Source organism: Ruegeria sp. AB5 (assembly GCF_056542645.1).
Genome location: NZ_JBQGAE010000012.1, coordinates 78,530 through 100,539 on the forward strand (window position 1 = coordinate 78,530; position 22,010 = coordinate 100,539).

Here is a 22,010-nt window from a genome sequence, read left to right on the forward strand (position 1 = left end):
CTCGGTAATTTCCCAGCCCTTGCGCATCCACACAAGCATCGCAAGCACGCTGGTAGAACTCACCCAGGCATTCGCAATCTGCCTTACGCAATTCGCCAAAATGACTAGGTACTATCGTTAATTCAGCCTCTTCGCACCCGAAAGCGACAAATCTTGTGGGAAAGCAAAGTTTTTGGCGCGGCGTTGGTTTCCAATTTCTTCAAACGGTTTTTCATCGTCATTGTTTTCGCTTCTTACTTCTCGATCCGCAATCGCATATGCAGCCACTAGTTCTTCTGCGTTCATTTCATCCGTGAGCTTTCCAGCCGCTTTAATGGCATGGAGGCGTCGCTTGAACTCAAGTTCGACCTCGCCGTAACCCCGCAAGTCATCTGGAATTCTGCGACGGTAGTTGACCCTAACACCACGCCATTGATCGTATTTAATCGTCATTCTTTTAGGTCCGCACTTGAACCAGTTCCTGCTCATGTGTGACCATTCGGAGCGCAATAGTTACCTAAGGTATTGAAAAAATACTTTTTCTGGTAGTTTGGCGACCCCGGCAGGATTCGAACCTGCAACCTGCCCCTTAGGAGGGGGCTGCTCTATCCAGTTGAGCCACGGGGCCGTGCATCGCCTTCTCTACCTTGGATTTTTTCGGTTGTCATCGGCTTTGCACAATTGTTGTACACGCCGACCTGTTCACGCTACCATCGGACAAAACAACAACGCAGGTGCCCTTCGTGAACACTGAAACAAAACGCCCGCTTACCCTTCGTGATGTCTCGGAAGCGTCCGGAGTGTCCGAGATGACCGTCAGCCGGGTCCTGCGAAACCGGGGCGATGTATCCGATGCCACCCGCACCCGTGTTCTGGCCGCCGCGAAAGAGCTGGGATATGTGCCCAACAAGATCGCAGGTGCGTTGGCGTCCAGTCGGGTCAACCTTGTGGCCGTGATCATTCCATCCCTGTCGAACATGGTTTTTCCCGAGGTGCTGACCGGCATCAATCAGGTGCTGGAGGACACCGATCTGCAACCCGTGGTCGGCGTGACTGACTACCTCCCCGAGAAGGAAGAGAAAGTACTGTACGAGATGCTCTCGTGGCGACCTTCGGGCGTGATCATCGCAGGGCTGGAACATACGGAAGCAGCCCGCGCCATGCTGGATTCGGCCGGAATTCCGGTGGTTGAGATCATGGACACAGACGGCAAGCCTGTGGATGCAATGGTTGGAATTTCGCATCGTCGTGCCGGGCGCGAAATGGCGCAGGCAATCCTGAAGGCGGGCTACGAGCATATCGGCTTTATGGGCACCAAGATGCCGCTGGACCACCGCGCGCGGAAACGGTTCGAAGGCTTCACCGAGGTTTTGGGCAAACATGGGGTCGAGATCGAGGATCGCGAGTTCTACTCGGGCGGATCGGCGCTGGCCAAGGGTCGTGAGATGACGCAAGCCATGCTGGAACGTTCGCCAGAGCTGGATTTTCTGTATTATTCCAACGATATGATTGGTGCCGGCGGGCTGCTATACCTATTGGAACAAGGCATTGATATTCCTGGACAGATCGGGCTGGCCGGGTTCAACAATGTCGAACTTTTGCAAGGTCTGCCCCGTAAGCTGGCGACGATGGATGCCTGCCGTCTGGAGATCGGACAACAAGCGGCCAAAATCATTGCCGAACAACTCAATGATCCGAACTCTGAGATCGAGACCCGCGTTACCCTGACTCCCAAGATCAGCTTTGGTGATACGCTGAAACGGCGCTGATCCCGTGGTGCTGAAACGGCTGGACAACCGCACGGCGCGGGTCATCTTCATGGATCGGCATGCGCTGGCCGAGCCTCCTTCTGGCGCCGCCAAAGGGTCCGAGTTGCTGGACATGATCCAGAGGCTTGGATTTGTTCAGCTTGACAGCATCAACACTGTCGCACGCGCGCATGACATGATCCTGTTCTCACGCAGACCCAGCTATCGCAGCGGCAACCTCAAACGCCTTTATGAGCGGGACCGGGCTCTGTTCGAACATTGGACCCATGATGCCGCGGTTATTCCGATGGGCTACTATCCCCATTGGCATCTGCGGTTCCAGCGGGACGCCGCGCTGCTGAAATCGCGGTGGAAAAACTGGCGTCGGGATGGGTTCGAACAGCAGTTCGAGAACGTGTTGAATCACATCCGAGATCATGGCGCAGTATCCTCTTCGGATGTTGGCAAGGACGAAAAGAAAGGATCCGGCGGCTGGTGGGACTGGCACCCGTCGAAGACCGCGCTTGAGTTTCTGTGGCGGTCGGGTGCCTTGACAGTGGTGGGGCGCGACGGGTTTCAGAAACGCTATGATCTGACCGAACGGGTGATCGAGACACATCTGTGCCCCGGGCAGCGCCCTTGCGATACCGAAGCAACGGTCGATTGGCTGTGCAACGCAGCACTTGACCGGCTTGGCTTTGCAACTTCGGGCGAGTTGGCGGCATTCTGGGATACGGTCAGCCCGGCTGAGGCGAAAGACTGGTGTTCCAGAGGTCTGCAATCAGGGGTTCTGGAAGAGATCGAGATTGCCTGTGTTGATGGGCGTGTTCGAAAGCTTTACGCCCGCCCGGACCTGAGCGACGGTGTGCCCGATCTGCCGTCGCCTTCGGGTCGCATTCGGGTGCTTAGCCCGTTTGATCCGATGTTGCGGGACCGGAACCGGGCCGAAAGGCTGTTTGGCTTCTACTACCGGATCGAAGTTTTTGTGCCCGAACCAAAGCGGACCTACGGCTACTATGTATTCCCGCTGCTGGAAGGTGACAAGCTGATCGGGCGCATCGACATGAAGGCCCACAGGGACGCGGGCATATTGCGCGTCAAAGCCATGTGGCCCGAGCGCACGGTTCGATGGTCGGACGCGCGCACCCGTCGGCTGGACGCTGAATTGGATCGGGTTCGCCGGTTTGCCGGTCTCGAAAAGGTTGAATTCGCCAAGGACTGGCTGAAAGAGCCAAAATAGGGTCTATTTCGCGTCGATCAGAGTCAGTTGAATAGGCTCAAGCCCGTCTATTCGCCCTTCGATCTTGTCCCCTGCAACCACAGGCCCAACGCCTGCAGGCGTACCTGTCAGAATCAGATCACCAGGGCGCAGGTGGTAGTAGCCGGACAGATGACAGATGACCTCATCAATCTTCCAGATCAGTTCCTGCAGGGTGGCATCTTGCCGAGGCTCGGAATTAACGCTCAGGAAAATGCGTTTTCCATCGTCGGGCGACCACTGGGTTGCACGGGTAAGCGGCGCAAAGACCGCACCGTTTTCGACGTCTTTTCCCAGATCCCAGGGCCGCTGTTTGTTGCGTTCGCGGATTTGTAGATCGCGACGGGTCATATCCAGTGCGCAGCCATAAGCATAGACAGCATCCCAGGCCTGCGCGCCGGTGGCCCTGAACACCGGTTTGCCGATGGCTACAGCCAGTTCCATTTCGTGGTGATAGTTCTCGGTGCCCGGCGGATAAGGGACTGTCGCGCCAGTCAGTATCGCATTGGCCGCAGATTTCGTGAAATAGAACGGGGCTTCGCGGTCCACCTCGTGCCCCATCTCAGCCGCATGCGCCGCGTAGTTTCGACCGACACAAAAATGCGACCGATCGGAAAGGATGCCTGTTCAGCAACCACGGGGATCGAAACCGGGTCAGGTAGAGAAAAGAGGTGCCCTTGCATGTCGATCCCTTTGTACCGTGTCGGGGCGCATCTTAGGGATTGCAGCGCCATCAGCAACCCGTTGTCACACGCCGGTTCTTGCCAACACCCCTGGATTGTTTCGGCACAATCCCGCTCAATTCTTGCAGGAACATTCTCAAGCATTTCAAGCTCAATCCGCTTGAGGCCTAATAGGCGCGACGTTCAAGTGGCCCGGAATGGGTTCCACAACAATTGCAGAGTAAAACTCTGCCTTGGAATATAGAGATTTTGCACTAGCTCACAGGTAAGACCTGAAAGAATTCGACCCCCCTCCTGCACGGCACAGGGATTTGCCGGTAAGTTCAGCACGACCGAATTGACCCAAAGATACCTCTTGCGGACACCTCAACAAGTCTGCATTTGGACATGATCGTTTCGGAGAAGCGTTGGCAATCAGACCCATCCCCCTGGGTTCATTGTCAAAGATAGGCCCTTATTTTTAGGGTCCGATCGCTCTTCGATACGTGGGCCGGACCGTCGGATAAGACGAGACGCAAACGGCCTTGGGCCAGGCACAAAATCCAGTCCGGGTCTGGCCGCCCCGTCAGAGAATTCCCCCTACCTTCTCTGACGGGGCCCCTACCGATGCGCGACCCGTCACAGACAGGGCGTTCAGGTGTCGAAATCCCTGAGATCGTTCAATAGATCAAGCAATTTCTTATGGTTATCCTCCCCCAGATGCGCGCGGACATGGTCGGCCTGCTCAATGATCCCGGCGAGATTGTCACGAATGATCCTCTTGCCGCTGGCACTGATTTCGACAATCTGACGTCGCCGGTCTTGCGGGTGCGCTCTGCGGGACACCAACCCCTTTTTCTCCAGCTTCTGCAAGATACGTGTCAAACTGGGCAACAACAGACAGGCGCGTTCGGCAATATGGGTCGGCTCTTGCGGACCCTCCTCGTCGAGAAGGCGCAACACCCGCCACTGCTGTTCTGTCACACCGGCATCCATCAACAGCGTGCGAATGGGGCCCATCACTTTTTCCCGTGCGCGCAAAAGCGCAAGGGGCAAGGATTTTGACATCAAAGGCAATGAATGACCCATCCGTAAGTATTGCTGAAAAACCCATGATTCTCAAGATGTTAAGAATCCCACCCAGGAACTGCCCCTATCGGCGCTGTCTGTTTCACCGCTTGCGGTGCCCGCAAAACTAAGGAAGATGAGCAGCAAGACACCTCTGCGTTCAGGGGGATCAGCCTCAGGAGGACAGGGGATGGCGACACCTACAAATCCGTTCAAGAAGGCTCTGAAACAGGGAGAACGGCAAATCGGTTGCTGGATGAGCTTTGCCGAACCGGTCACCGCCGAGATCATGGGCACGGCGGGCTTCGACTGGCTGGTGATCGATGGAGAGCATGCGCCAAATGATATCCGCTCAATTCGGGATCAACTGATGGCGCTGGCCAACAGCCCGTCGCATCCGGTGGTCCGGGTGCCGGTGGGCGAGACCTGGCTGATCAAGATGGTTTTGGATGCAGGTGCGCAGACCATTTTGGTGCCGATTGTCGAAAGCGCCGAACAGGCACGCGAACTGGTGCGCGCATGTCGCTACCCTCCCGAGGGTGCACGCGGGGTTGGGGCCGCGGCATCCCGAGCGACACAGTATGGATCGGTCGCAGATTACATTGAAACGGCGGACCAGGAAATCTGCCTTCTGGTGCAGGTCGAAAACCGCGCCGGCATACAGGCTCTGGACGATATCCTCACCGTTGACGGTGTGGATGGCGTGTTCATCGGCCCGGCGGATTTGTCCACGGATATGGGATATCAGGGCGACAGCGCCGCGCCCGAAGTGCGCGCCGTGATTGCCGACGCGTTGGCCAGGATCAAGGCGGCGGGCAAGGCACCGGGCATTCTGGGCACCAATGACACTGCCCGGCAGACCTATATGGAGATGGGCGCACAGTTTCTGGCCGTTGGAATTGACGTCATGCTGCTGGCGCAAACGGCGCGCGATCTGGCATCCGAGTGGACAGGTAAATAACCCGTCATGTGCGCATGGCCGCTGCGGCCTGTGCATAGCCACCCGACGCCCCGTCGACGAAATGCACATGGTCATCACGCGTGGCCGAGGGCACAAAGCAGGTCATCATCGCTTCATCCTGTGCATACAAGCCGTAACGGATCTTTCCCCGACCCTGTGCCTCGCCCAGCATCTGTTCGATCTGCTTCAACGTATCAGCATCGCAATCCAGGGTCATTTTCAGACCGTCATCGAACTTGCGGAAATCCGCATTTCGGCTGACCATGCGTCGATAGTGTTCAGGCTCAAACTGACCAAGGCGTTTGCCTGTCAGAAACAGCGTCGCAATCATCAGGTTCTGGATCATCAGTTTGACCCTTTGCCAGAACAGGTTGCGCCCGGCACGTGACACATGCGCATCCAGAGAGACATCCGGGGGCGGCCAACTTATGGGCGGACCGCGTTCCGGCACCGGATGGCCCGCACGATCCAGGCGTTCGGACATCGACAGAACCGACTGGGCCAGATCGGCAAAGTCGCTGTCGGTTGCTTTGGCGGTCGGCTGCACCACGATCGACACGATCTGGCCATGCTGCGCTACGCTGTTGGACCAGCGGCAGGACAGGCCGGTCAGGTCGGGTTGGGCTCCGGGGTCCGCGGGCGCAATGGCCCAGTCCCCGCCCTTCATTCGAGCCTCGGCCCAGGCCAACCCTCCACCCGAGAACATCGCATAGTCCACACCTGGCGACGGAGCATACCGCGCCACGCGCAAGTCCTTGCCTGCTGCGCGCAGTTCGGCCACGGGAACAAGCGCCGCCCGCAGAGGCATCGAGAATTCTTCATCGGCCCACCGCCGCAAAGCCGCCAAAGCAGACCGCGCGGCGTCAGCGGCGCTTGGTGGAACGGCAAACCCCGCCCCGTCGCCGCCAAACACATAGGGGAACGGGGCACCCTCCAGCGCGTTGATCATGGCTGAGATCACCGCAGCACCAACCATATTCACGGTCTTGTAGCGTCCCCGCGCGATCTCACCCGTAGAATCGACAATGTCGGCAACGCCGACCACCCAGTCATCCGGCACCTGCACGAATTGGGCAGGATCAGCCAGCCGCGTAAAATCATGCAGCAGCGGTAGGGTGTCGTAAAATGCAGAATGGAGGTCTTTCATTGTCCCCCCTTGGACTCAATACGTGTGAACTAGCTCGAAAGTGATCCGTGTCTGCCTCTTGCAACATAGTACACGTGCTTGTGCGTTTTTCCATGGCGTGCCAAGCAGGGTGTTGGAATTGCGCGGGAAAGGGCCGTTTATGCAGGCAGGTTTGGTGGTGCTGTGTCTGGCTTATGTGCTAAGCCAGTTTTTCCGCGCGTTTTTGGCGGTTCTGAGCCTCGATCTGGAACGCGATTTGGGCGCCACACCCGAAGATCTGGCCTTTGCATCGGGCCTTTGGTTTCTGGTGTTTGCCGCGATGCAACTGCCGGTCGGCTGGGCGTTGGACCGGGTGGGTCCACGTTTGACCGCCGCCGTTTTGCTGCTGTTTGGCGGCGCTGGTGGTGCGGCGATTTTTGCAGCCGCAACCTCACCGTTTCATGTCAGCCTTGCCATGGCCCTGATCGGGGTGGGCTGTTCCCCTGTCCTTATGGCGTCTTATTTCATTTTCGCTCGCGAATACGCACCGGCGCGGTTTGCCACGCTTGCTGCGGTGATGCTGGGCGTCGGCTCCGTCGGCAATCTGGTCGCGTCCTATCCCACAGCGCTGGCGGTCGAGCAGATGGGCTGGCGCGCGACGATGGTCGGACTAGCAGCTATTTCCGCAGCAACCTCTCTGGGTATTTGGCTAAGCGTGTGTGACCCCTCAAAGGTCGAGACCGAACACAAGGGCTCGGTCCTGGATTTGCTGAAGGAACCCGCATTGTGGCTGATCCTGCCACTGATGCTGGTGGCCTATGCGCCGTCAGCGGCCTTGCGGGGATTGTGGGCCGGTCCCTATCTGAATGACGTGTTCAACCTGACGACCACACAGATTGGAACCGCGACACTGGTGATGGGGGCAGCGATGATCGCAGGCACGTTTGTCTATGGCCCATTGGATCGCCTGTTCGGCACCCGCAAATGGGTCATCCTGGGGGGTAACACGCTGGGGGCCGCTGCGCTGCTGCTGCTGTGCGTATGGATCGACAATGCAATCTGGGTTTCGGTCCTGCTGCTGTCCGTGATCGGTTTTCTGGGCGCAAGTTTTCCCGTCATCATGGCCCATGGCCGCGCCTTTGTCCCGCCGCATCTGGTCGGGCGCGGGGTCACGTTGCTGAACCTGTTCGGCATCGGAGGCGTCGGCATCGCACAATTCGCAACCGGGCGTATTCATGCCGCATATGCAGGCGTTGGACCCACCGCCTCCTACATCGCGATATTCGGCTTTTTTGCAGCCGCCCTTGCCATCGGCTGCGTGATCTATCTATTCAGCAGGGATAGCGTCGACTGACGCAACGATCAGGAGAGCCCGGTGAAAGACCCCGTCGTCATTGCCCCCAATCTCAAACGCAGGCTTTCGGGCGTGACCGCAACGATTGCGCGGCTGGTCCCGCTGCAGGCGCAACAGATCGACATCGCCGCCACCGGGCCGGGGCTGCCCGCCGACATTCCGCATATCCCGCTGGGCCGTCTTCCTTTTCTGTCCCGTCGAACGCTGCGGGTTTGGCACGCACGCCGCAATACCGAGATGCTGCTGGGCCTGATCCTGCGCAATGTCTTCCGGTTGAAGCTGAAACTGCTGTTTACCAGCGCATCGCAACGGGCGCATACGGGCTATACGAAATGGCTGATCGACAAGATGGACGCGATTGTCGCGACCTCGCGCAAGACCGCAGGCTATCTGGAACTAGACGCGCAGGTGATCATGCATGGCATCAACCTGGACGATTTTACCCCGCCTGAGGACAAAGCCGCACTTCGCGCGCGACTGGGGCTACCGAACGGCCTGCTGCTAGGCTGCTACGGCCGCATCCGCCATCAGAAAGGCACCGACGCTTTTGTCGACGCCATGATTGATCTCTGCGCGCGGTCCAAGGATGTCTCGGGCATTGTCATGGGCCGCGCCACGGAAAAACACACGGCTTTTCTGTCCGAGCAGAAAGACAAGGTCGCCAAGGCGGGCCTGTCTGATCGTATCCTCTTCATGCCCGAGGTCACCGTCGACCAGATCGCGGAATGGTATCAGGTGCTGGACCTGTTCATCGCCCCCCAACGCTGGGAGGGCTTCGGCCTCACGCCTCTTGAGGCGATGGCCTGTGGTGTGCCTGTTGTCGCTACTGATGTCGGCGCGTTTTCCGAGATCGTCACCGACCCGTCACTGGGTCGCGTGGTCGTCCCGGACGACATTTCGGCATTGGCCAATGCGGCCGCCGAGATGCTCGAAAACCGTGATTCCCTGTCTCAGGCCGGGCAGTCCGCCCGCACCCATGTCGAGAAAAACTTCGACATCCAGGGTGAGGCGAAGACGCTGGTTGCCCTTTACAAGCGTCTTCTGGGCGACTGAAGCGCCTCAATTCGACGTCATTCGTCGAAATACGTTCCGAAAGCTCTTTTTTCTTTGCTGCAACGCGGCTATGAACGCGCGTCCTTAACTTTGGAGACATGAAATGGGCTATCGCGTCGTCGTCGTCGGCGCCACAGGTAATGTGGGCCGCGAAATGCTGAACATCCTGGCGGAACGCCAGTTCCCCGTGGACGAACTTGCCGTGCTGGCAAGCCGCCGTTCGCTGGGTACTGAGGTGACATTTGGCGACAAGACACTCACGACCAAAGACCTGGACACCTTTGATTTCACCGGCTGGGATATGGCCCTGTTCGCCGTGGGCTCTGCGGCGACCAAGGATTATGCGCCCAAGGCCGCTGCGGCGGGCTGCGTGGTGATCGACAACTCGTCGCTCTATCGCTACGACCCCGAGATCCCGCTGATCGTGCCCGAGTGCAACCCGCAGGCGATCCACGACTACAAGAACAAGAACATCATCGCCAACCCCAACTGCTCGACCGCGCAGATGGTTGTCGCGCTGAAGCCGCTGCATGACCGCGCCAAGATCAAACGCGTTGTTGTCTCGACCTACCAGTCGGTGTCCGGTGCAGGCAAAGAGGGCATGGACGAGCTGTGGGAACAGACCAAGGCCGTCTACAATCCGATCAACGAGGTTGAGCCGAAGAAGTTCCAGAAGCAGATCGCTTTTAACGTCATCCCGCAGATCGACGTCTTCATGGAAGACGGCACGACCAAGGAAGAGTGGAAGATGGTTGTCGAGACCAAGAAAATCGTCGATCCGTCGATCAAGGTCACGGCCACCTGCGTCCGCGTGCCTGTGTTCGTCGGCCACTCCGAGGCTGTGAACATCGAGTTCGAGGAGTTCCTGGACGAAGATGAAGCCCGCGACATTCTGCGCGAAGCCCCGGGTATCATGGTGATCGACAAGCGTGAGGCCGGCGGCTACGTCTCGCCCGCTGAATGTGTCGGCGATTTCGCCACCTTCATCAGCCGCATCCGTCAGGACTCGACCGTCGAGAACGGCCTGAACCTGTGGTGTGTCTCGGACAACCTGCGCAAGGGCGCCGCCCTGAACGCCGTGCAGATTGCCGAACTGCTGGGCCGTGAAGTTCTGAAGAAGGGCTAATCCCTAACCTGACTTTTTTGCAAAGGGCCGTTTCGTCAGAAGCGGCCCTTTTTCTTTGCGTGTGCACCGACATGGTCTCGTTCAAGATAAAGGACAGGTGCTGCAATCCGTGGTATTTTGCGTTCATAGCCTTAAGAAAACCATCCAAAGGGTTTTACGATGCGCATTTTCTCTGTTCCTTTCATATTACTCGCCACTCTTTCTCCGCTGTCCGCGACATCGCAAGAGATCGCCGATACGATCTATTCCGGCGGCCCCATTCTTACGATCAATGATGACCAGCCCTCGGTCGAGGCTGTTGCGGTCCGGGATGGCCGCATTCTGGCGGTCGGATCGCTTGCAGATATGGCCGCCTACCAAGGCGACGAAACCACTGCGTTCGATCTGGCAGGGCGCGCGATGCTGCCTGGATTTGTCGACAGCCACGGGCACGTTGTGATGGGCGGGTTGCAAGCCTTGTCGGCCAACATGCTGGCACCTCCGGACGGAGAGGTGACAGACATCACCAGTTTGCAGGCCACTCTGACAGCTTGGGCCGAGGCAAATGCCGAAGCCGTAGAAAACGCGAATATGATCATTGGCTTTGGGTATGACAATGCGCAACTGGCCGAGCTGCGGCATCCCACACGCCAGGATCTGGACGCCGTTTCCACCACCATACCCGTCGTGATCATCCACCAATCCGGACATTTGGGTGTTGGCAACTCAAAGGCGCTGGAACTCGCCGGCATCACTGCTGTATCCGAGGCACCGCCGGGCGGCGTTATTCAACGGGACGAGAACGGCGAACCTAACGGAGTGCTAGAGGAGTATGCGTTTTTCGCCTTGTTGGTGCCTCTTCTTGGCGATCTGGGCGAAGAGGGTTTGGCTGAGTTTGCCCGCGCCGGCAGCACGCTTTGGGCCCGGTTCGGATACACCACCGGTCAAGAGGGCCGGTCATCCGGTGAGATCGTCGAGGTGCTGAAAAAGGTTGGAGCCAATGGCGAACTGCCCATTGACGTGGTTGCCTTTCCCGACGTTCTGGAGGCGCAGGACTACATTGGCAGTAATGTCTCAGAGGACTACACGAATAGGGTCCGCGTCGGCGGCTGCAAGCTGACTATTGATGGCTCGCCCCAGGGTTTCACGGCGCTGCGCGACCGTCCCTACTACGATCCGGTTGGTTCATATCCCGCAGGCTATACAGGTTATTCAGCGATCACGATGGAGCAGCTTCAAGGTGCAGTGAACTGGTGCTATGAGAACGGCATTCAGATCCTGGTGCATTCGAATGGCGAAGGCGCATCGGACATGCTGATCGCCGCTCTGGAAGAAGCCCAAATGAAATATGGCGACCCCGGAAACCGCCCGGTTCTGATCCATGGCCAATTTTTGCGCGAGGATCAGGTCGCCAGCTTCAAGCGCTTGGGCGTGTTCCCATCGGTCTTTCCCATGCACACGTTCTATTGGGGCGATTGGCATCGCGACCATACCGTCGGCCCGATCAACGGTGAGAATATCTCGCCGACCGGATGGATACGAGAGCGTGACATGATGTTCGGCACGCATCACGATGCGCCGGTCGCTTTGCCCGACAGCATGCGTGTTCTGGCCGCGACAGTGACGCGACGCACCCGGTCAGGTGACATTCTGGGCCCGCATCAACGTGTCGATGTCATGACCGCCCTTAAAGCCATGACGATTTGGCCGGCATGGCAGCATTTCGAAGAGGATCAGAAGGGCTCGATCGAAGATGGAAAGGTTGCCGACTTCGTCATCCTTTCGGACGATCCGACGGCGGTGGACCCGGAAACTCTGGCCGAGCTACAGGTTCTGGTGACCGTGAAGAACGATACAGTTGTCTACGAAGCTGAAGACGGCATCCGAGAAGGCAAGCTGGACTTTTCTCCCTTTTCTAGCGATCCGGTAACTGCGCATACCTTCCTGCACGCGATTTATCAGGGGATGAAAGTGGAACAGCCTTGGCTGGCGACGGAGCCAAAACGCAATTGAAGGGCTTTTCCGAGGGCAGAGCTACCCCTGCCCTTCGACCAAAACCTTGAGGTTCATCAGACCGCGCTCATAGTCTCCGCCAACCCAGCGGTCCATCATCACCCCCATCCACCGTGTCATGGGGTTCATGCCCAGTTCGGACTCGAACCCCCATGTCACCTGCGTCTGATCACCGTTGGGCTGCAGGACAAACGCTGCCGCAGCCGTACCCATCGGGCCGAAATCAAGGGCAGTTTGCACGCTTTGGTTCGTAACACTTTCGACGATCTCCTGCGATCCGGTTCCAACTTGCGGGTCGTCAGAACTCCAGTTCAAAGTGTTCCCGACCCCCGACTCTGGCCCGGAATAGGTCAACTTTGTCTCTGGGTCCTGGTGCAGCCAGGGCGACCAATGCTCGGTCTGCTGCATTGAGTTCACATAAGGAAAGATCGCCTCGGGCGAGGCGTCAATGGTGATGCTGCGTGACACTTCGGTTTTAGAGGGCAGCAGATATGCAATGCCGACCAACGCCAGTACAACAAGGAACAGACCAAGAAAAACACGTTTTATCAATTTCATAAAATGCTCCAAGGGATAAATCCTTTGCCCAGAGCATATCAGAAAAACCTGGATCGCCCGAACCTGAATCTGCGAACCGACATGCTATTTCAGAGTGGTCAGGTCAGACTGGCACAAACTTTTTCTGGTAGGAATCGAAACACTCCAGCCCGCCGGCACCGATATCCGTCCATAGCCCGTGCAGGCTGAGCGTATCATTCTCGACTGCCGAGGACACGAAAGGAAAGGTCATCAGGTTTTCCAACGAAGCAACAACCGCTTGTCGTTCGAACTGGCGGGCTTGATCGGTGCCATCCGCGATATCCGCAACCAACTCGAACTTTGGTTTGAGGATGTCCATCCAGCGGCCAACAAAGCTCTCTTTTGCTTCCAGTTGAGGGGCCTCGCCTTTGCACATATCGATGCAGCCCTGCACGCCGCCGCATTGGGAATGTCCCAGAACGATAAGATGCGCGACCTTCAATGCTGTGACCGCATATTCGATGGCTGCACTTGTGCCATGATGGTCCCCGTCGGGTGCATAAGGCGGGACAAGGTTGGCGATGTTGCGGTGAATGAAGAACTCACCCTGATCCGCCCCGAAGATCGAGGTTACATGCACCCGGCTGTCACAACAGGAAATCACCATTGCCCGCGGGCGCTGCCCTTCATCTGCCAGACGTCGATACCAGACCTGATTTTCCGAATAGGTCGTCGCTTTCCAGCCGTGATACCGTTTCACCAGATAGGTTGGCAAAGGTTTGGCTATGTCCATTTCGGTGTCCCTGTCTTTCGTTCCGTAGGCTGCTGTAAACTGAATTCAAGGAAAATTCGAGCCATTATCCAAATTCGGCGCAAGGTTTTGCAAAGGAATTTGCCACCAGTATCAGACGACGCCGTGGGGGCGACAAAACTAGGGTGAATGTGGTGGATAAAGTACTCACACTTGAACACAAGGAATCTGTGCGGCTGGACCGGGACCGCTTGAATGGTTTGCACCGGCAGTTGGGCAGTGAGAACGCGTTGGACGTGCTGTGCCGGACGGTTGAAGAACTGGCTGTGCGCCTGTCGAATTGCGAACGCCACTGGCGGCAGCGGGACTGGGACGCATTGCGCAAGTGCTCGAAGTCGCTGGTGGCGATTGCTGATCAGATCGGGATGACCGCATTGGCCCGGGTTGCGGGTGATGTGGCGGGCGCGGTGGATGCAGGCGACGCTGTGGCAGCGGGCGCAACGTTGGGTCGTTTGATCCGCGTGGGCGAACGCTCGTTGACTGCGATTTGGGATCAGCAGGATCTTTCCGTATGACGGGGGTTGCGGGCGGTCGACAGGTGGCTAGTCTGAGCGCAAATCTTTTCAGCCGAGACGCCCATGACCCTGAGCTTTGCCCCGCCATCCGACCCTTCTGTTGCCCTCCATGTGATCGCGCAATCCGATTTGGACGGCTGGCTTGAGGGTCAGCCGGTTCAAGTACGTGATTGGGTCGAAACCAACGGGTTCACCGGCGCGGCGGGTCAAACCCTCTTGGTTCCGGGCAGCGATGGCCGGGCCGAATTTGCGCTGGCAGGGTATGGGACCAAAGCCAAACGCGCCCGTCAGCGATTTCCGCTGGCCGCTGCGGTTGGCACGTTGCCCGAAGGTGCCTATCACATCGCGACTGGCATCCCGTCGGAACAGCTAGAGACAGAATGTCTGGGATGGTTGCTTACGGGATACGTTTTTGATCGCTACGCCACGCAATCCCGCGCAAATGCCCGTCTGGTCGCGCCGGACGGGGTGGATGCTGCACGGGTTGAGGCAATGGCAAATGCCGAGGCTCTGACCCGTGACCTGATCAATACTCCTGCATCGGATATGGGACCAGAACAGCTGCAATCAGCAGCGCAGTCCCTTGCCAATGACTATGGGGCGTCCTGCAACACGATCATCGGAGACGCTCTTCTGGAGCAGAATTTCCCGATGATCCACACAGTGGGTCGGGCGGCGGCTCAGGCCCCGCGCCTGATCGAAATCAATTGGGGTTTGACCGGCCCGAAGCTGACCCTGGTTGGGAAAGGCGTGTGTTTCGATACGGGTGGCCTGAACCTGAAACCCGGCGCGTCCATGGGTTTGATGAAAAAGGATATGGGCGGTGCGGCAAATGTACTGGGGCTTGCCCGGATGATCATGGCGCTGAACCTGCCGCTGCAATTGCAGGTCCTGATCCCGGCGGTCGAAAATGCCGTCTCCGGCAACGCGTTTCGGCCCGGTGACATCCTGACCTCACGCAAGGGGCTGACCGTCGAAATCAACAACACCGATGCCGAAGGGCGGCTGGTTCTGGCCGATGCGCTGGCACTGGCAGATGAAGGGAAACCGGATCTGGTGATCTCGATGGCGACCCTGACAGGTGCAGCGCGCGTGGCTGTAGGCCCTGATCTGGCCCCGTTCTATACCGATGATGATCACATCGCCGGGGCGCTCAGAAAGGCTGCTGCCCAAGCCGCCGACCCGGTCTGGCGGATGCCGTTTCACACCCCCTACGAGGCGATGATCGAACCCGGCATTGCGGATCTTGATAACGCACCTTCAGGCGGGTTCGCGGGGTCCATCACCGCCGCCCTGTTCCTGCGCCGCTTTGTCGAAGATAGCGCCTATATGCATTTCGACATCTACGCGTGGCAGCCCAGCAAACAACCCGGTCGCAGCAAAGGTGGGTTGGGGCAAGGGCCGCGCGCCGTCCTTGGCGCTCTGCCCGAGATATTGGGCCTATGACCCACCTGCGCGTCGTTCAACCCGTCATTGATCTGTTGCGCCGGCCCGACGGTCCACGCGACCGGCAACTGCTGTTCGGCGACACCGTAAGGGTTGCCGAGGACCAAGACGGGTGGAGCCGGATCACGGCGGACAAGGACGGTTACGCGGGATGGGTTCGCTCGGCTCAGTTGGCATCGGTTGTTTCGCAAACCCATAAGGTCATTGCGCCGGCGACCCATGCGTATGAACAGGCGGACATGAAAACCCGCGACCTAGTTTCATTGAGTTTTGGCAGCACTGTGCAGGCTCTGTCGCAGACCGACACGTTCGTGGAAACCGAATTGGGGTTCATTCCCACGATACACACAGCGCAAATCTCAGACATGCAAAGCGATCCCGTCGCAGTGGCCGAGTTGTTTATGGGTACGCCCTACCTCTGGGGTGGGAACAGCCGGTTTGGGATAGACTGTTCCGGTCTGGTTCAAGCTGGATTGCTGGCCTGTGGCATCCCCTGCCCCGGTGACAGCGGCGATCAGGAAAAGATTGTGGGCACAGCTCTGCCAGAAACCGCGATGCCCCAGCGCGGCGATCTGCTGTTCTGGAAGGGCCATGTGGCCTGGGTCTCTGGACGGAACATGTTGTTGCATGCCAACGCGCATCACATGGCGGTAGTCAATGAGCCCATGGATCAGGCCATTGCACGCATTCTGGCACAAGGTGATGGGCCCGTAACGGCCCGTAAAAGGCTTTAGTCCGGGCTGACCGAGCGGATCAGTTTGCGCTCAAGTACCCGCAAGACCGTACGCAGATCATGACCGCGTTTCAGGATACGCCCGTCCATTCCGACGACCGAATACATTCCCTGCTTTTGCCGCAGGCGTGGGTGCTTTTCGATGCGATAGATCGGGTGTTCTGCCGTGCGCCGGAAAATCGAGAAAATCGCTGTGTCGCACAGGTTGGATATTCCATAGTCGCGCCATTCTCCGGCGGCAACCATCCGGCCATAGACGGACAGGATATGGGACATCTCGCGCCGGTCGAACGCGACGGGCATCTGGGCCGAGTTGGCAGAGAACCGGCTGGGAGGCTGCATGTTCATACCTCAAGCCTTGCCGGAAATCGCAAATGAATCAAGCCCGATGCGCGTAACAGCCAGAATTCGGCGTGGGGTGTTACCGCCGACCAACCTGTCGACAGATCAGGATCACCGGCAACAAACCCACAGCCAGTATGACCAATGAGGGCACCGCTGCGCCCTCCAACCGTTCGTCGGATGCCAGCCGATATGCCTGTACGGCCAGGGTATCGAAATTGAACGGTCGCATGATCAATGTGGCAGGCAGCTCTTTCATCACATCGACAAACACGATCAACAGGGCTGTCAGCAAAGACGGCGTCAGAATCGGTAGATGTACCCGCCGCAACGTGCCCAATGGCGTTTGCCCCAGCGATCGGGCAGCGGCATCCATATTGGCGTGCACTGTGCTCTGTCCGCCCTCATAGGCGCTGAGCGCGGCAGCCAGAAACCTCACCATATAGGCCAGAACAAGCAACCAGATCGAACCAGTGACCAAAAGACCGGTCGAAACATCAAAGGTCTGGCGCATCCATGCGTCCAACGCGTTGTCGAAACTGGCAAAGGGAACGATCAGCCCCACAGCGATCACGCCGCCCGGCACAGCATAGCCCAACCGGGCAACATAGGCTGTGGTTGACGACGCCCGCCCGGGTCGCAAGCGCTGGAAAAAGCCGACGCTGACCGCGGCGCAGACCGTGAACACAGCAGCCGTGCCTGCAAGTATCAACGAGTTCTGAACGAACCCAACATACCGCGGCGACAGCAGGTTCTGTTCCGAATCCAAACCCATGTCGACAAGAACGAATACCGGCAGCAGGAAACCAAACAGCACCGGAATACCGCAAAGGGTAAAGGCCCCTATCGCGCGCCACCCTGTCAGACGGGCCGCTGGCAAGGCCGCGTGTTGCTTGCCCGCCTGATAGTATTTCGCCTTGCCACGCCGCGTGCGCTCGGCCACGGCCAACAGCAGGGCAAATGTCAGCAGACACAGGGCCAACTGAGCGGCACCGGCGCGGTCGCCCAGCGAAAACCAACTGGTATAGATGCCGGTCGCAAATGTCTGGACACCGAAATAGGATACGGTTCCGAAATCGGCAATCGTCTCCATGATGGCAAGCAGCACCCCGCCCGCAATAGCCGGACGCGCCATCGGCAATGAGACTCGCCGAAACGCCAGCCACGGGTTGTTGCCCAACGCACGCGCGGCCAGAAACGCTGTTGCGCTTTGCTGCAGAAACGCCGCCCGCGCCAACAGGTAGACATAAGGGTACAGCACCAGGGTCAGCATAACCGCTGCACCCCCGGTCGAGCGTATCTCGGGGAACCAGTAGTCGCGTGGGCCCCAGCCTGTCACATCACGCAACAGGGATTGCACGATGCCGGGGTGATCCAGAATGAACGTATAGGCATAGGCGAGCACATAGGCCGGGAAAGCCAGCGGCAGGACCAGCGCAATCTCCAACAAACGAACGCCGGGAAACCGGGTCATGGTCACCAGCCAGGCGGCCCCTGTGCCAATCGAGAACGTGCCCACAGCCACCAGGCTCACCAGGATCAGCGTTGTTGCAGTGTAGCGGGGCAAAACCGTGTCCAGAAGATGCGAGATCGTCTCGGTGCCGCCGGTCAGCGCGGCCAGAAACACCGCTGCCATCGGCAACAGGCACGCAGCCGCCACTACATAAGCAAACCCGGCCAACAGCCGGGTGCCGCGCACGCCGCGGTTTCGTGATCCGTTTTCAGAATAGTCGATCTGGGCCATTGTCCCGGCTGGTGGTTGGCAAAAGCTATGTCTTTAATCGACCAAAACGCTCGGAAACACCAGTGCGGGAGAAAACAAATCTACGGCACATACTGCCGCAGACACTATTCATAGACGCGCTGATCCTCGATCACCAACCCATCTTTGGGCAAGGAACCCGGGGCCACGATTTCAATCGCGCCTTTCAGTTTCAAAACCTCAGCGACAGATTTCGCATAGGCCATATCGTTGCCGTCCGGGCTTTCGATCTGGACGGTCATCGTGTCCATCTCACCCTGACGGGCCGCTATGACGCGGGCTTTGACGATCTCGTCATGCTTGTCGACTAGTGCCGCCACCTGTTCCGGTCGCACGAACATACCCTTGATCTTGGTGGTTTGATCCGCACGCCCCATCCACCCCATGATCCGGGCGTTGGTCCGGCCGCAGGGCGACTGCCCCGGCATGATCGCCGAAAGGTCTCCGGTGGCGAACCGGATGAGCGGATAGTCGGGGTTGAGCGAGGTTACCACGACCTCACCAACCTCACCTGGCGCAACCGGAGTGCCGGTTCCGGGGGTTACAATCTCGACAATGACGTGTTCGTCCAGGATCATCCCTTCCATCGCCGCGCTTTCATAGGCGATGTTGCCCAGATCGGCGGTGGCATAGCATTGCAGACAGGAAATGCCCCGATCTGCGTATTCCTGGCGCAATGACGGGAACAACGCACCGCCACCCACAGCTGCTTTCGAAAAACTCAGTGCAACGCCCATCTCGTCGGCTTTGTCCAGGATCACCTTCAGGTAATCCGGCGTGCCCGCATAGGCGGTGCATCCGACATCACGGGCGGCAGTCACCTGCAGTTCAGTCTGGCCGGTTCCTGCGGGCAAAACGGCGGCCCCCACAGCGCGGGCACCATTTTCGAAGATCATTCCGGCAGGCGTCAGGTGATAGCCGAAACAGTTCTGCACGATGTCCCCTGCACCAACGCCTGCAGCATTCAGGAACCGCCCCATGCGCCACCAGTCGTGATCGGTGCAGCCGGGCTCATAGATCGGGCCCGGCGATTGGAACACGTGATGGAAGTGCCGCGCCGGTTTCACCGTAAAGCCGCCAAAAGGCGGACGATCCGCCTGAGCTCGGGTCAGATCTGTCTTGCGCAGCACCGGCAACAACGGCAAATCATCAGCTGACTGCACCTTGCGAGTATCTATTTCGGAAAAATGCGCCGCAAATCCCGGTGCTGATTTGGCGCGCTCCAGCTGCGTGCGCAACGCCAAAGCCTGATCAGAGGCACGTTGGTCCGCTGAGCGCGTTTCGAGTACGTCGAAATAGGTCATCGCCATATCCTCCATCAAATCACAACCACCGTTTCCGGCGACGATAGGAGCGCACGTCGCGAAAGCTTTTGCGGCCTTCGTCCGACATGCCGAGGTAAAATTCCTTAACGTCCGGGTTCTCGCGCAGCTCGGCCGCGGGGCCATCCATCACAACCCGACCGGATTCCAGAATGTAGCCGTAATGCGCAAACCGCAGCGCAACATTGGTGTTCTGTTCCGCAAGCAGGAAAGACACGCCTTCCTGCTCGTTCAGGTCCTTGACGATGCCAAAGATCTCTTCGACCAGCTGCGGCGCCAAACCCATCGAAGGTTCGTCCAGCAGGATCGTTTCCGGTCGTGACATCAGGGCCCGGCCCATCGCGACCATTTGCTGTTCGCCGCCCGAGGTATAACCCGCCTGACTTCGGCGGCGCTCCTTCAGACGCGGGAAATAGTTGTAGACAAGCTCAAGGTCCTGTTGGATCGCTGCGTTGCCATCTTTTCTGGTATAGGCACCCGTCAGCAGATTTTCCTCGACCGTCAGATGTTCAAAACAGTGGCGGCCTTCCATGACCTGGATGACGCCTTTTTCGACCAGATCCGCCGGATCGCTTTCATGCACGCTTTGGCCGCGATACTTGATCGATCCTTTGGTGACTTCGCCCCGCTCGGAATGCAGCAGGTTCGACACCGCCTTGAGCGTCGTCGTCTTGCCCGCGCCATTGCCGCCCAGAAGCGCTGTGATACCGCCCTTGGGCACGGTCAGGCTGACACCTTTCAGCACGAGGATCACGTGGTTGTAGATCACCTCGATATTGTTGACCTCAAGCAGGGTTTCCGCCTGCACTTCGGTGGTTTGGGCCGCATCCAGCATCAGCTTTGGTCCTCATGCCATGTGTTTGGGTCGGGACGGCAGGTGAGCTGCCGTCCCGAAGTTTCATCAGTTGCAGCGCGCTTCGATGTTGTTCTCGGCCGCATAAGCCGCCGAGTCCTCGGCGATCAGTGCACCGATCACTTCGGCGTCGGTCGGCATGAAGTCCTGCACGGTGTTCCACGTCTTGGCGGACGCATCCCACTGCACAACACCGACCAGACCCGGTCCACCATGGTTTTCACAGGAAACCTTGAACTCGGGCCCAAAGCCAGCCATGCCCAGCGCGTCCATCTTGGCGTTGGTGATTTCCAGCGCCTCCATACCGTCACGCATCATGGCTGGCGTAATGTCGGCCGTCCCGTGGATGTCCTGCGCGGTTTTGATCGCCTCAGCCGCCAACATCGCGGCATAGAGGCCACGGTTGTACTGCACCGCACCCAGTTGATCGCCCGCACCTGCAGCTTTCCCTGCATCAACCACGTATTTCTGCAGATCAGCATAAACGGGATAGTCATCACCCAGACCCGTGAAGGTCAGCGCCTTGTACCCGTTTGCCTTTTCACCCGCCGGTGCCACATCGAACTCGGCCCCGGACCACCAGACACCAATGAAATTTTCCATCGGATAACGGATGTTTGCCGCCTCTTGGATTGCGACCTGGTTCATCACGCCCCAGCCCCACATGATCACATAGTCGGGTTTGTCACGGCGGATTTGCAGCCACTGGGATTTCTGTTCCTGACCGGGATGGTCGACCGGCAGCAGAGACAACTCGAAACCGTGCTTTTCAGCCAGATTTTCCAGGGTGCGGATCGGTTCCTTGCCATAGGCCGAGTTGTGGTAGACCAGTGCAATCTTCTTGCCGCTGACGTCTCCATCATTCTGGCCCAGCAGATAGTTGATCGCCGCCGAGGCACCGTTCCAATAGTTGGCCGGATAGTTGAACACGTGGCTGAACACAGTACCGTTAGCCGCCGATGTACGACCATAGCCCATCGTGTGCAGCGGGATTCCGTCTGCGGTCACTTTGGGGATCAGCTGATAGGTGATTCCGGTCGACAAAGGCTGATAGACCAGCGCGCCTTCACCCTTTGTGGATTCATAGCACTCGACACCTTTCTCGGTGTTGTACCCGGTTTCGCATTGTACGACCCGGACCGGCTCGCCCCCGATGCCGCCATCGCGTTCATTCAGCAGGGTGAAATAGTCGTTATACCCGTCCGAAAACGGGATACCACCCGCTGCGTAAGGCCCGGTGCGATAGCTGAGATCCGGGATTACCAAATCCGCCATTGCTGGCCCTGCAGCCATCAGAGCGCCAAGCGCCATGGTTGCCAGTGTCTTGTTCATCGGGTGTTACCTCCCTTGATTGATCCGATGGAGTGGTCGGACGTTTGCGCCCGTCTTATCGTTGGGCCG

The 22,010-nt window shown here is 58.4% G+C and carries 20 protein-coding genes, 1 tRNA gene and 1 pseudogene; 10 read left to right on the plus strand and 12 right to left on the minus strand.

Going from position 1 to position 22,010, the window contains the following annotated elements; all coding sequences use genetic code 11:
• Positions 1-117: 117 nt before the first annotated feature.
• Both ACR0L4_RS17875 and ACR0L4_RS17880 read right to left on the minus strand, forming a co-directional pair.
• Positions 118-432, minus strand: coding sequence for a hypothetical protein (locus tag ACR0L4_RS17875; protein WP_170753815.1), 315 nt, complete (start codon positions 430-432; stop codon positions 118-120).
• A 98-nt stretch (positions 433-530) separates the two neighbouring features.
• Positions 531-607 (minus strand) — tRNA-Arg (locus ACR0L4_RS17880).
• A gap of 115 nt (positions 608-722) precedes the next feature.
• On the opposite strand from ACR0L4_RS17880, the gene ACR0L4_RS17885 reads away from it, so the two are divergent.
• Both ACR0L4_RS17885 and ACR0L4_RS17890 read left to right on the plus strand, forming a co-directional pair.
• A complete protein-coding gene (locus ACR0L4_RS17885; protein WP_480514437.1) occupies positions 723-1,748 on the plus strand; it encodes a LacI family DNA-binding transcriptional regulator in 1,026 nt (341 codons plus the stop codon).
• Between the two features lie 4 nt (positions 1,749-1,752).
• Positions 1,753-2,967, plus strand: coding sequence for a winged helix-turn-helix domain-containing protein (locus ACR0L4_RS17890; protein WP_480514438.1), 1,215 nt, complete (start codon positions 1,753-1,755; stop codon positions 2,965-2,967).
• Positions 2,968-2,970: 3 nt separating this feature from the next.
• Here ACR0L4_RS17890 and ACR0L4_RS17895 read toward each other — a convergent pair.
• Together ACR0L4_RS17895 and hpaR are read right to left on the minus strand one after the other, a co-directional pair.
• Positions 2,971-3,668 (minus strand): annotated as a pseudogene (locus tag ACR0L4_RS17895) (fumarylacetoacetate hydrolase family protein).
• 633 nt (positions 3,669-4,301) lie between these two features.
• Positions 4,302-4,736 carry a homoprotocatechuate degradation operon regulator HpaR gene (gene hpaR, locus ACR0L4_RS17900; RefSeq protein WP_170753810.1) on the minus strand — a complete coding sequence of 145 codons (435 nt, stop codon included), beginning with the start codon at positions 4,734-4,736 and terminating at the stop codon, positions 4,302-4,304.
• Between the two features lie 169 nt (positions 4,737-4,905).
• Between hpaR and ACR0L4_RS17905 the strand changes: the two genes are divergently transcribed.
• Positions 4,906-5,676 carry an HpcH/HpaI aldolase family protein gene (locus ACR0L4_RS17905; protein ID WP_480514439.1) on the plus strand — a complete coding sequence of 257 codons (771 nt, stop codon included), beginning with the start codon at positions 4,906-4,908 and terminating at the stop codon, positions 5,674-5,676.
• A gap of 4 nt (positions 5,677-5,680) precedes the next feature.
• On the opposite strand, the gene ACR0L4_RS17910 is transcribed toward ACR0L4_RS17905, so the two are convergent.
• Positions 5,681-6,823: a DUF3095 domain-containing protein gene (locus ACR0L4_RS17910; RefSeq protein WP_480514440.1), complete on the minus strand. Its 1,143-nt coding sequence runs from the start codon at positions 6,821-6,823 to the stop codon at positions 5,681-5,683.
• Between the two features lie 139 nt (positions 6,824-6,962).
• Between ACR0L4_RS17910 and ACR0L4_RS17915 the strand changes: the two genes are divergently transcribed.
• The 4 genes from ACR0L4_RS17915 to ACR0L4_RS17930 all read left to right on the plus strand — a co-directional run bounded on the left by ACR0L4_RS17915 (position 6,963) and on the right by ACR0L4_RS17930 (position 12,306).
• Entirely contained in the window at positions 6,963-8,135 is a 1,173-nt protein-coding gene (locus ACR0L4_RS17915) for an MFS transporter (RefSeq protein ID WP_480514441.1), read from the plus strand.
• Positions 8,136-8,156: 21 nt separating this feature from the next.
• Positions 8,157-9,188, plus strand: coding sequence for a glycosyltransferase family 4 protein (locus tag ACR0L4_RS17920; protein WP_480514442.1), 1,032 nt, complete (start codon positions 8,157-8,159; stop codon positions 9,186-9,188).
• Between the two features lie 103 nt (positions 9,189-9,291).
• Positions 9,292-10,314: an aspartate-semialdehyde dehydrogenase gene (locus tag ACR0L4_RS17925; RefSeq protein ID WP_480514443.1), complete on the plus strand. Its 1,023-nt coding sequence runs from the start codon at positions 9,292-9,294 to the stop codon at positions 10,312-10,314.
• A 159-nt stretch (positions 10,315-10,473) separates the two neighbouring features.
• On the plus strand, positions 10,474-12,306 hold the full coding sequence (locus ACR0L4_RS17930) for an amidohydrolase (protein WP_480514444.1): 1,833 nt from the start codon (positions 10,474-10,476) through the stop codon (positions 12,304-12,306).
• Positions 12,307-12,327: 21 nt separating this feature from the next.
• On the opposite strand, the gene ACR0L4_RS17935 is transcribed toward ACR0L4_RS17930, so the two are convergent.
• Positions 12,328-12,864 (minus strand): SRPBCC family protein, encoded by a 537-nt coding sequence (locus ACR0L4_RS17935; RefSeq protein WP_480514445.1) that lies wholly within the window; start codon positions 12,862-12,864, stop codon positions 12,328-12,330.
• A 103-nt stretch (positions 12,865-12,967) separates the two neighbouring features.
• Positions 12,968-13,618, minus strand: coding sequence for a carbonic anhydrase (locus ACR0L4_RS17940; protein WP_170753794.1), 651 nt, complete (start codon positions 13,616-13,618; stop codon positions 12,968-12,970).
• Between the two features lie 143 nt (positions 13,619-13,761).
• On the opposite strand from ACR0L4_RS17940, the gene ACR0L4_RS17945 reads away from it, so the two are divergent.
• From ACR0L4_RS17945 to ACR0L4_RS17955, 3 genes are all read left to right on the plus strand, one after another.
• The gene (locus ACR0L4_RS17945) at positions 13,762-14,151 is read left to right on the plus strand and encodes a hypothetical protein (RefSeq protein ID WP_170753952.1); all 390 of its coding nucleotides are present in this window, start codon (positions 13,762-13,764) and stop codon (positions 14,149-14,151) included.
• A gap of 63 nt (positions 14,152-14,214) precedes the next feature.
• The gene (locus ACR0L4_RS17950) at positions 14,215-15,597 is read left to right on the plus strand and encodes a leucyl aminopeptidase family protein (RefSeq protein ID WP_480514446.1); all 1,383 of its coding nucleotides are present in this window, start codon (positions 14,215-14,217) and stop codon (positions 15,595-15,597) included.
• Entirely contained in the window at positions 15,594-16,331 is a 738-nt protein-coding gene (locus ACR0L4_RS17955) for a C40 family peptidase (protein ID WP_480514447.1), read from the plus strand. The genes ACR0L4_RS17950 and ACR0L4_RS17955 overlap by 4 nt, the downstream gene beginning before the upstream one ends.
• On the opposite strand, the gene ACR0L4_RS17960 is transcribed toward ACR0L4_RS17955, so the two are convergent.
• The 5 genes from ACR0L4_RS17960 to ACR0L4_RS17980 all read right to left on the minus strand — a co-directional run bounded on the left by ACR0L4_RS17960 (position 16,328) and on the right by ACR0L4_RS17980 (position 21,941).
• Positions 16,328-16,678: a DUF2794 domain-containing protein gene (locus ACR0L4_RS17960; RefSeq protein WP_170753788.1), complete on the minus strand. Its 351-nt coding sequence runs from the start codon at positions 16,676-16,678 to the stop codon at positions 16,328-16,330. The two genes, ACR0L4_RS17955 and ACR0L4_RS17960, sit on opposite strands and share 4 nt — an antisense overlap.
• A 73-nt stretch (positions 16,679-16,751) precedes the next feature.
• Positions 16,752-18,416: an ABC transporter permease gene (locus tag ACR0L4_RS17965; protein ID WP_480514448.1), complete on the minus strand. Its 1,665-nt coding sequence runs from the start codon at positions 18,414-18,416 to the stop codon at positions 16,752-16,754.
• 104 nt (positions 18,417-18,520) lie between these two features.
• Positions 18,521-19,738, minus strand: a complete 1,218-nt coding sequence (locus ACR0L4_RS17970) for a phenylacetate--CoA ligase family protein (protein ID WP_480514449.1) — start codon at positions 19,736-19,738, stop codon at positions 18,521-18,523.
• Positions 19,739-19,757: 19 nt separating this feature from the next.
• Positions 19,758-20,591, minus strand: coding sequence for an ABC transporter ATP-binding protein (locus ACR0L4_RS17975; RefSeq protein ID WP_170753782.1), 834 nt, complete (start codon positions 20,589-20,591; stop codon positions 19,758-19,760).
• Positions 20,592-20,657: 66 nt separating this feature from the next.
• Positions 20,658-21,941 carry an ABC transporter substrate-binding protein gene (locus ACR0L4_RS17980; RefSeq protein WP_480514450.1) on the minus strand — a complete coding sequence of 428 codons (1,284 nt, stop codon included), beginning with the start codon at positions 21,939-21,941 and terminating at the stop codon, positions 20,658-20,660.
• Positions 21,942-22,010 lie beyond the last annotated feature (69 nt).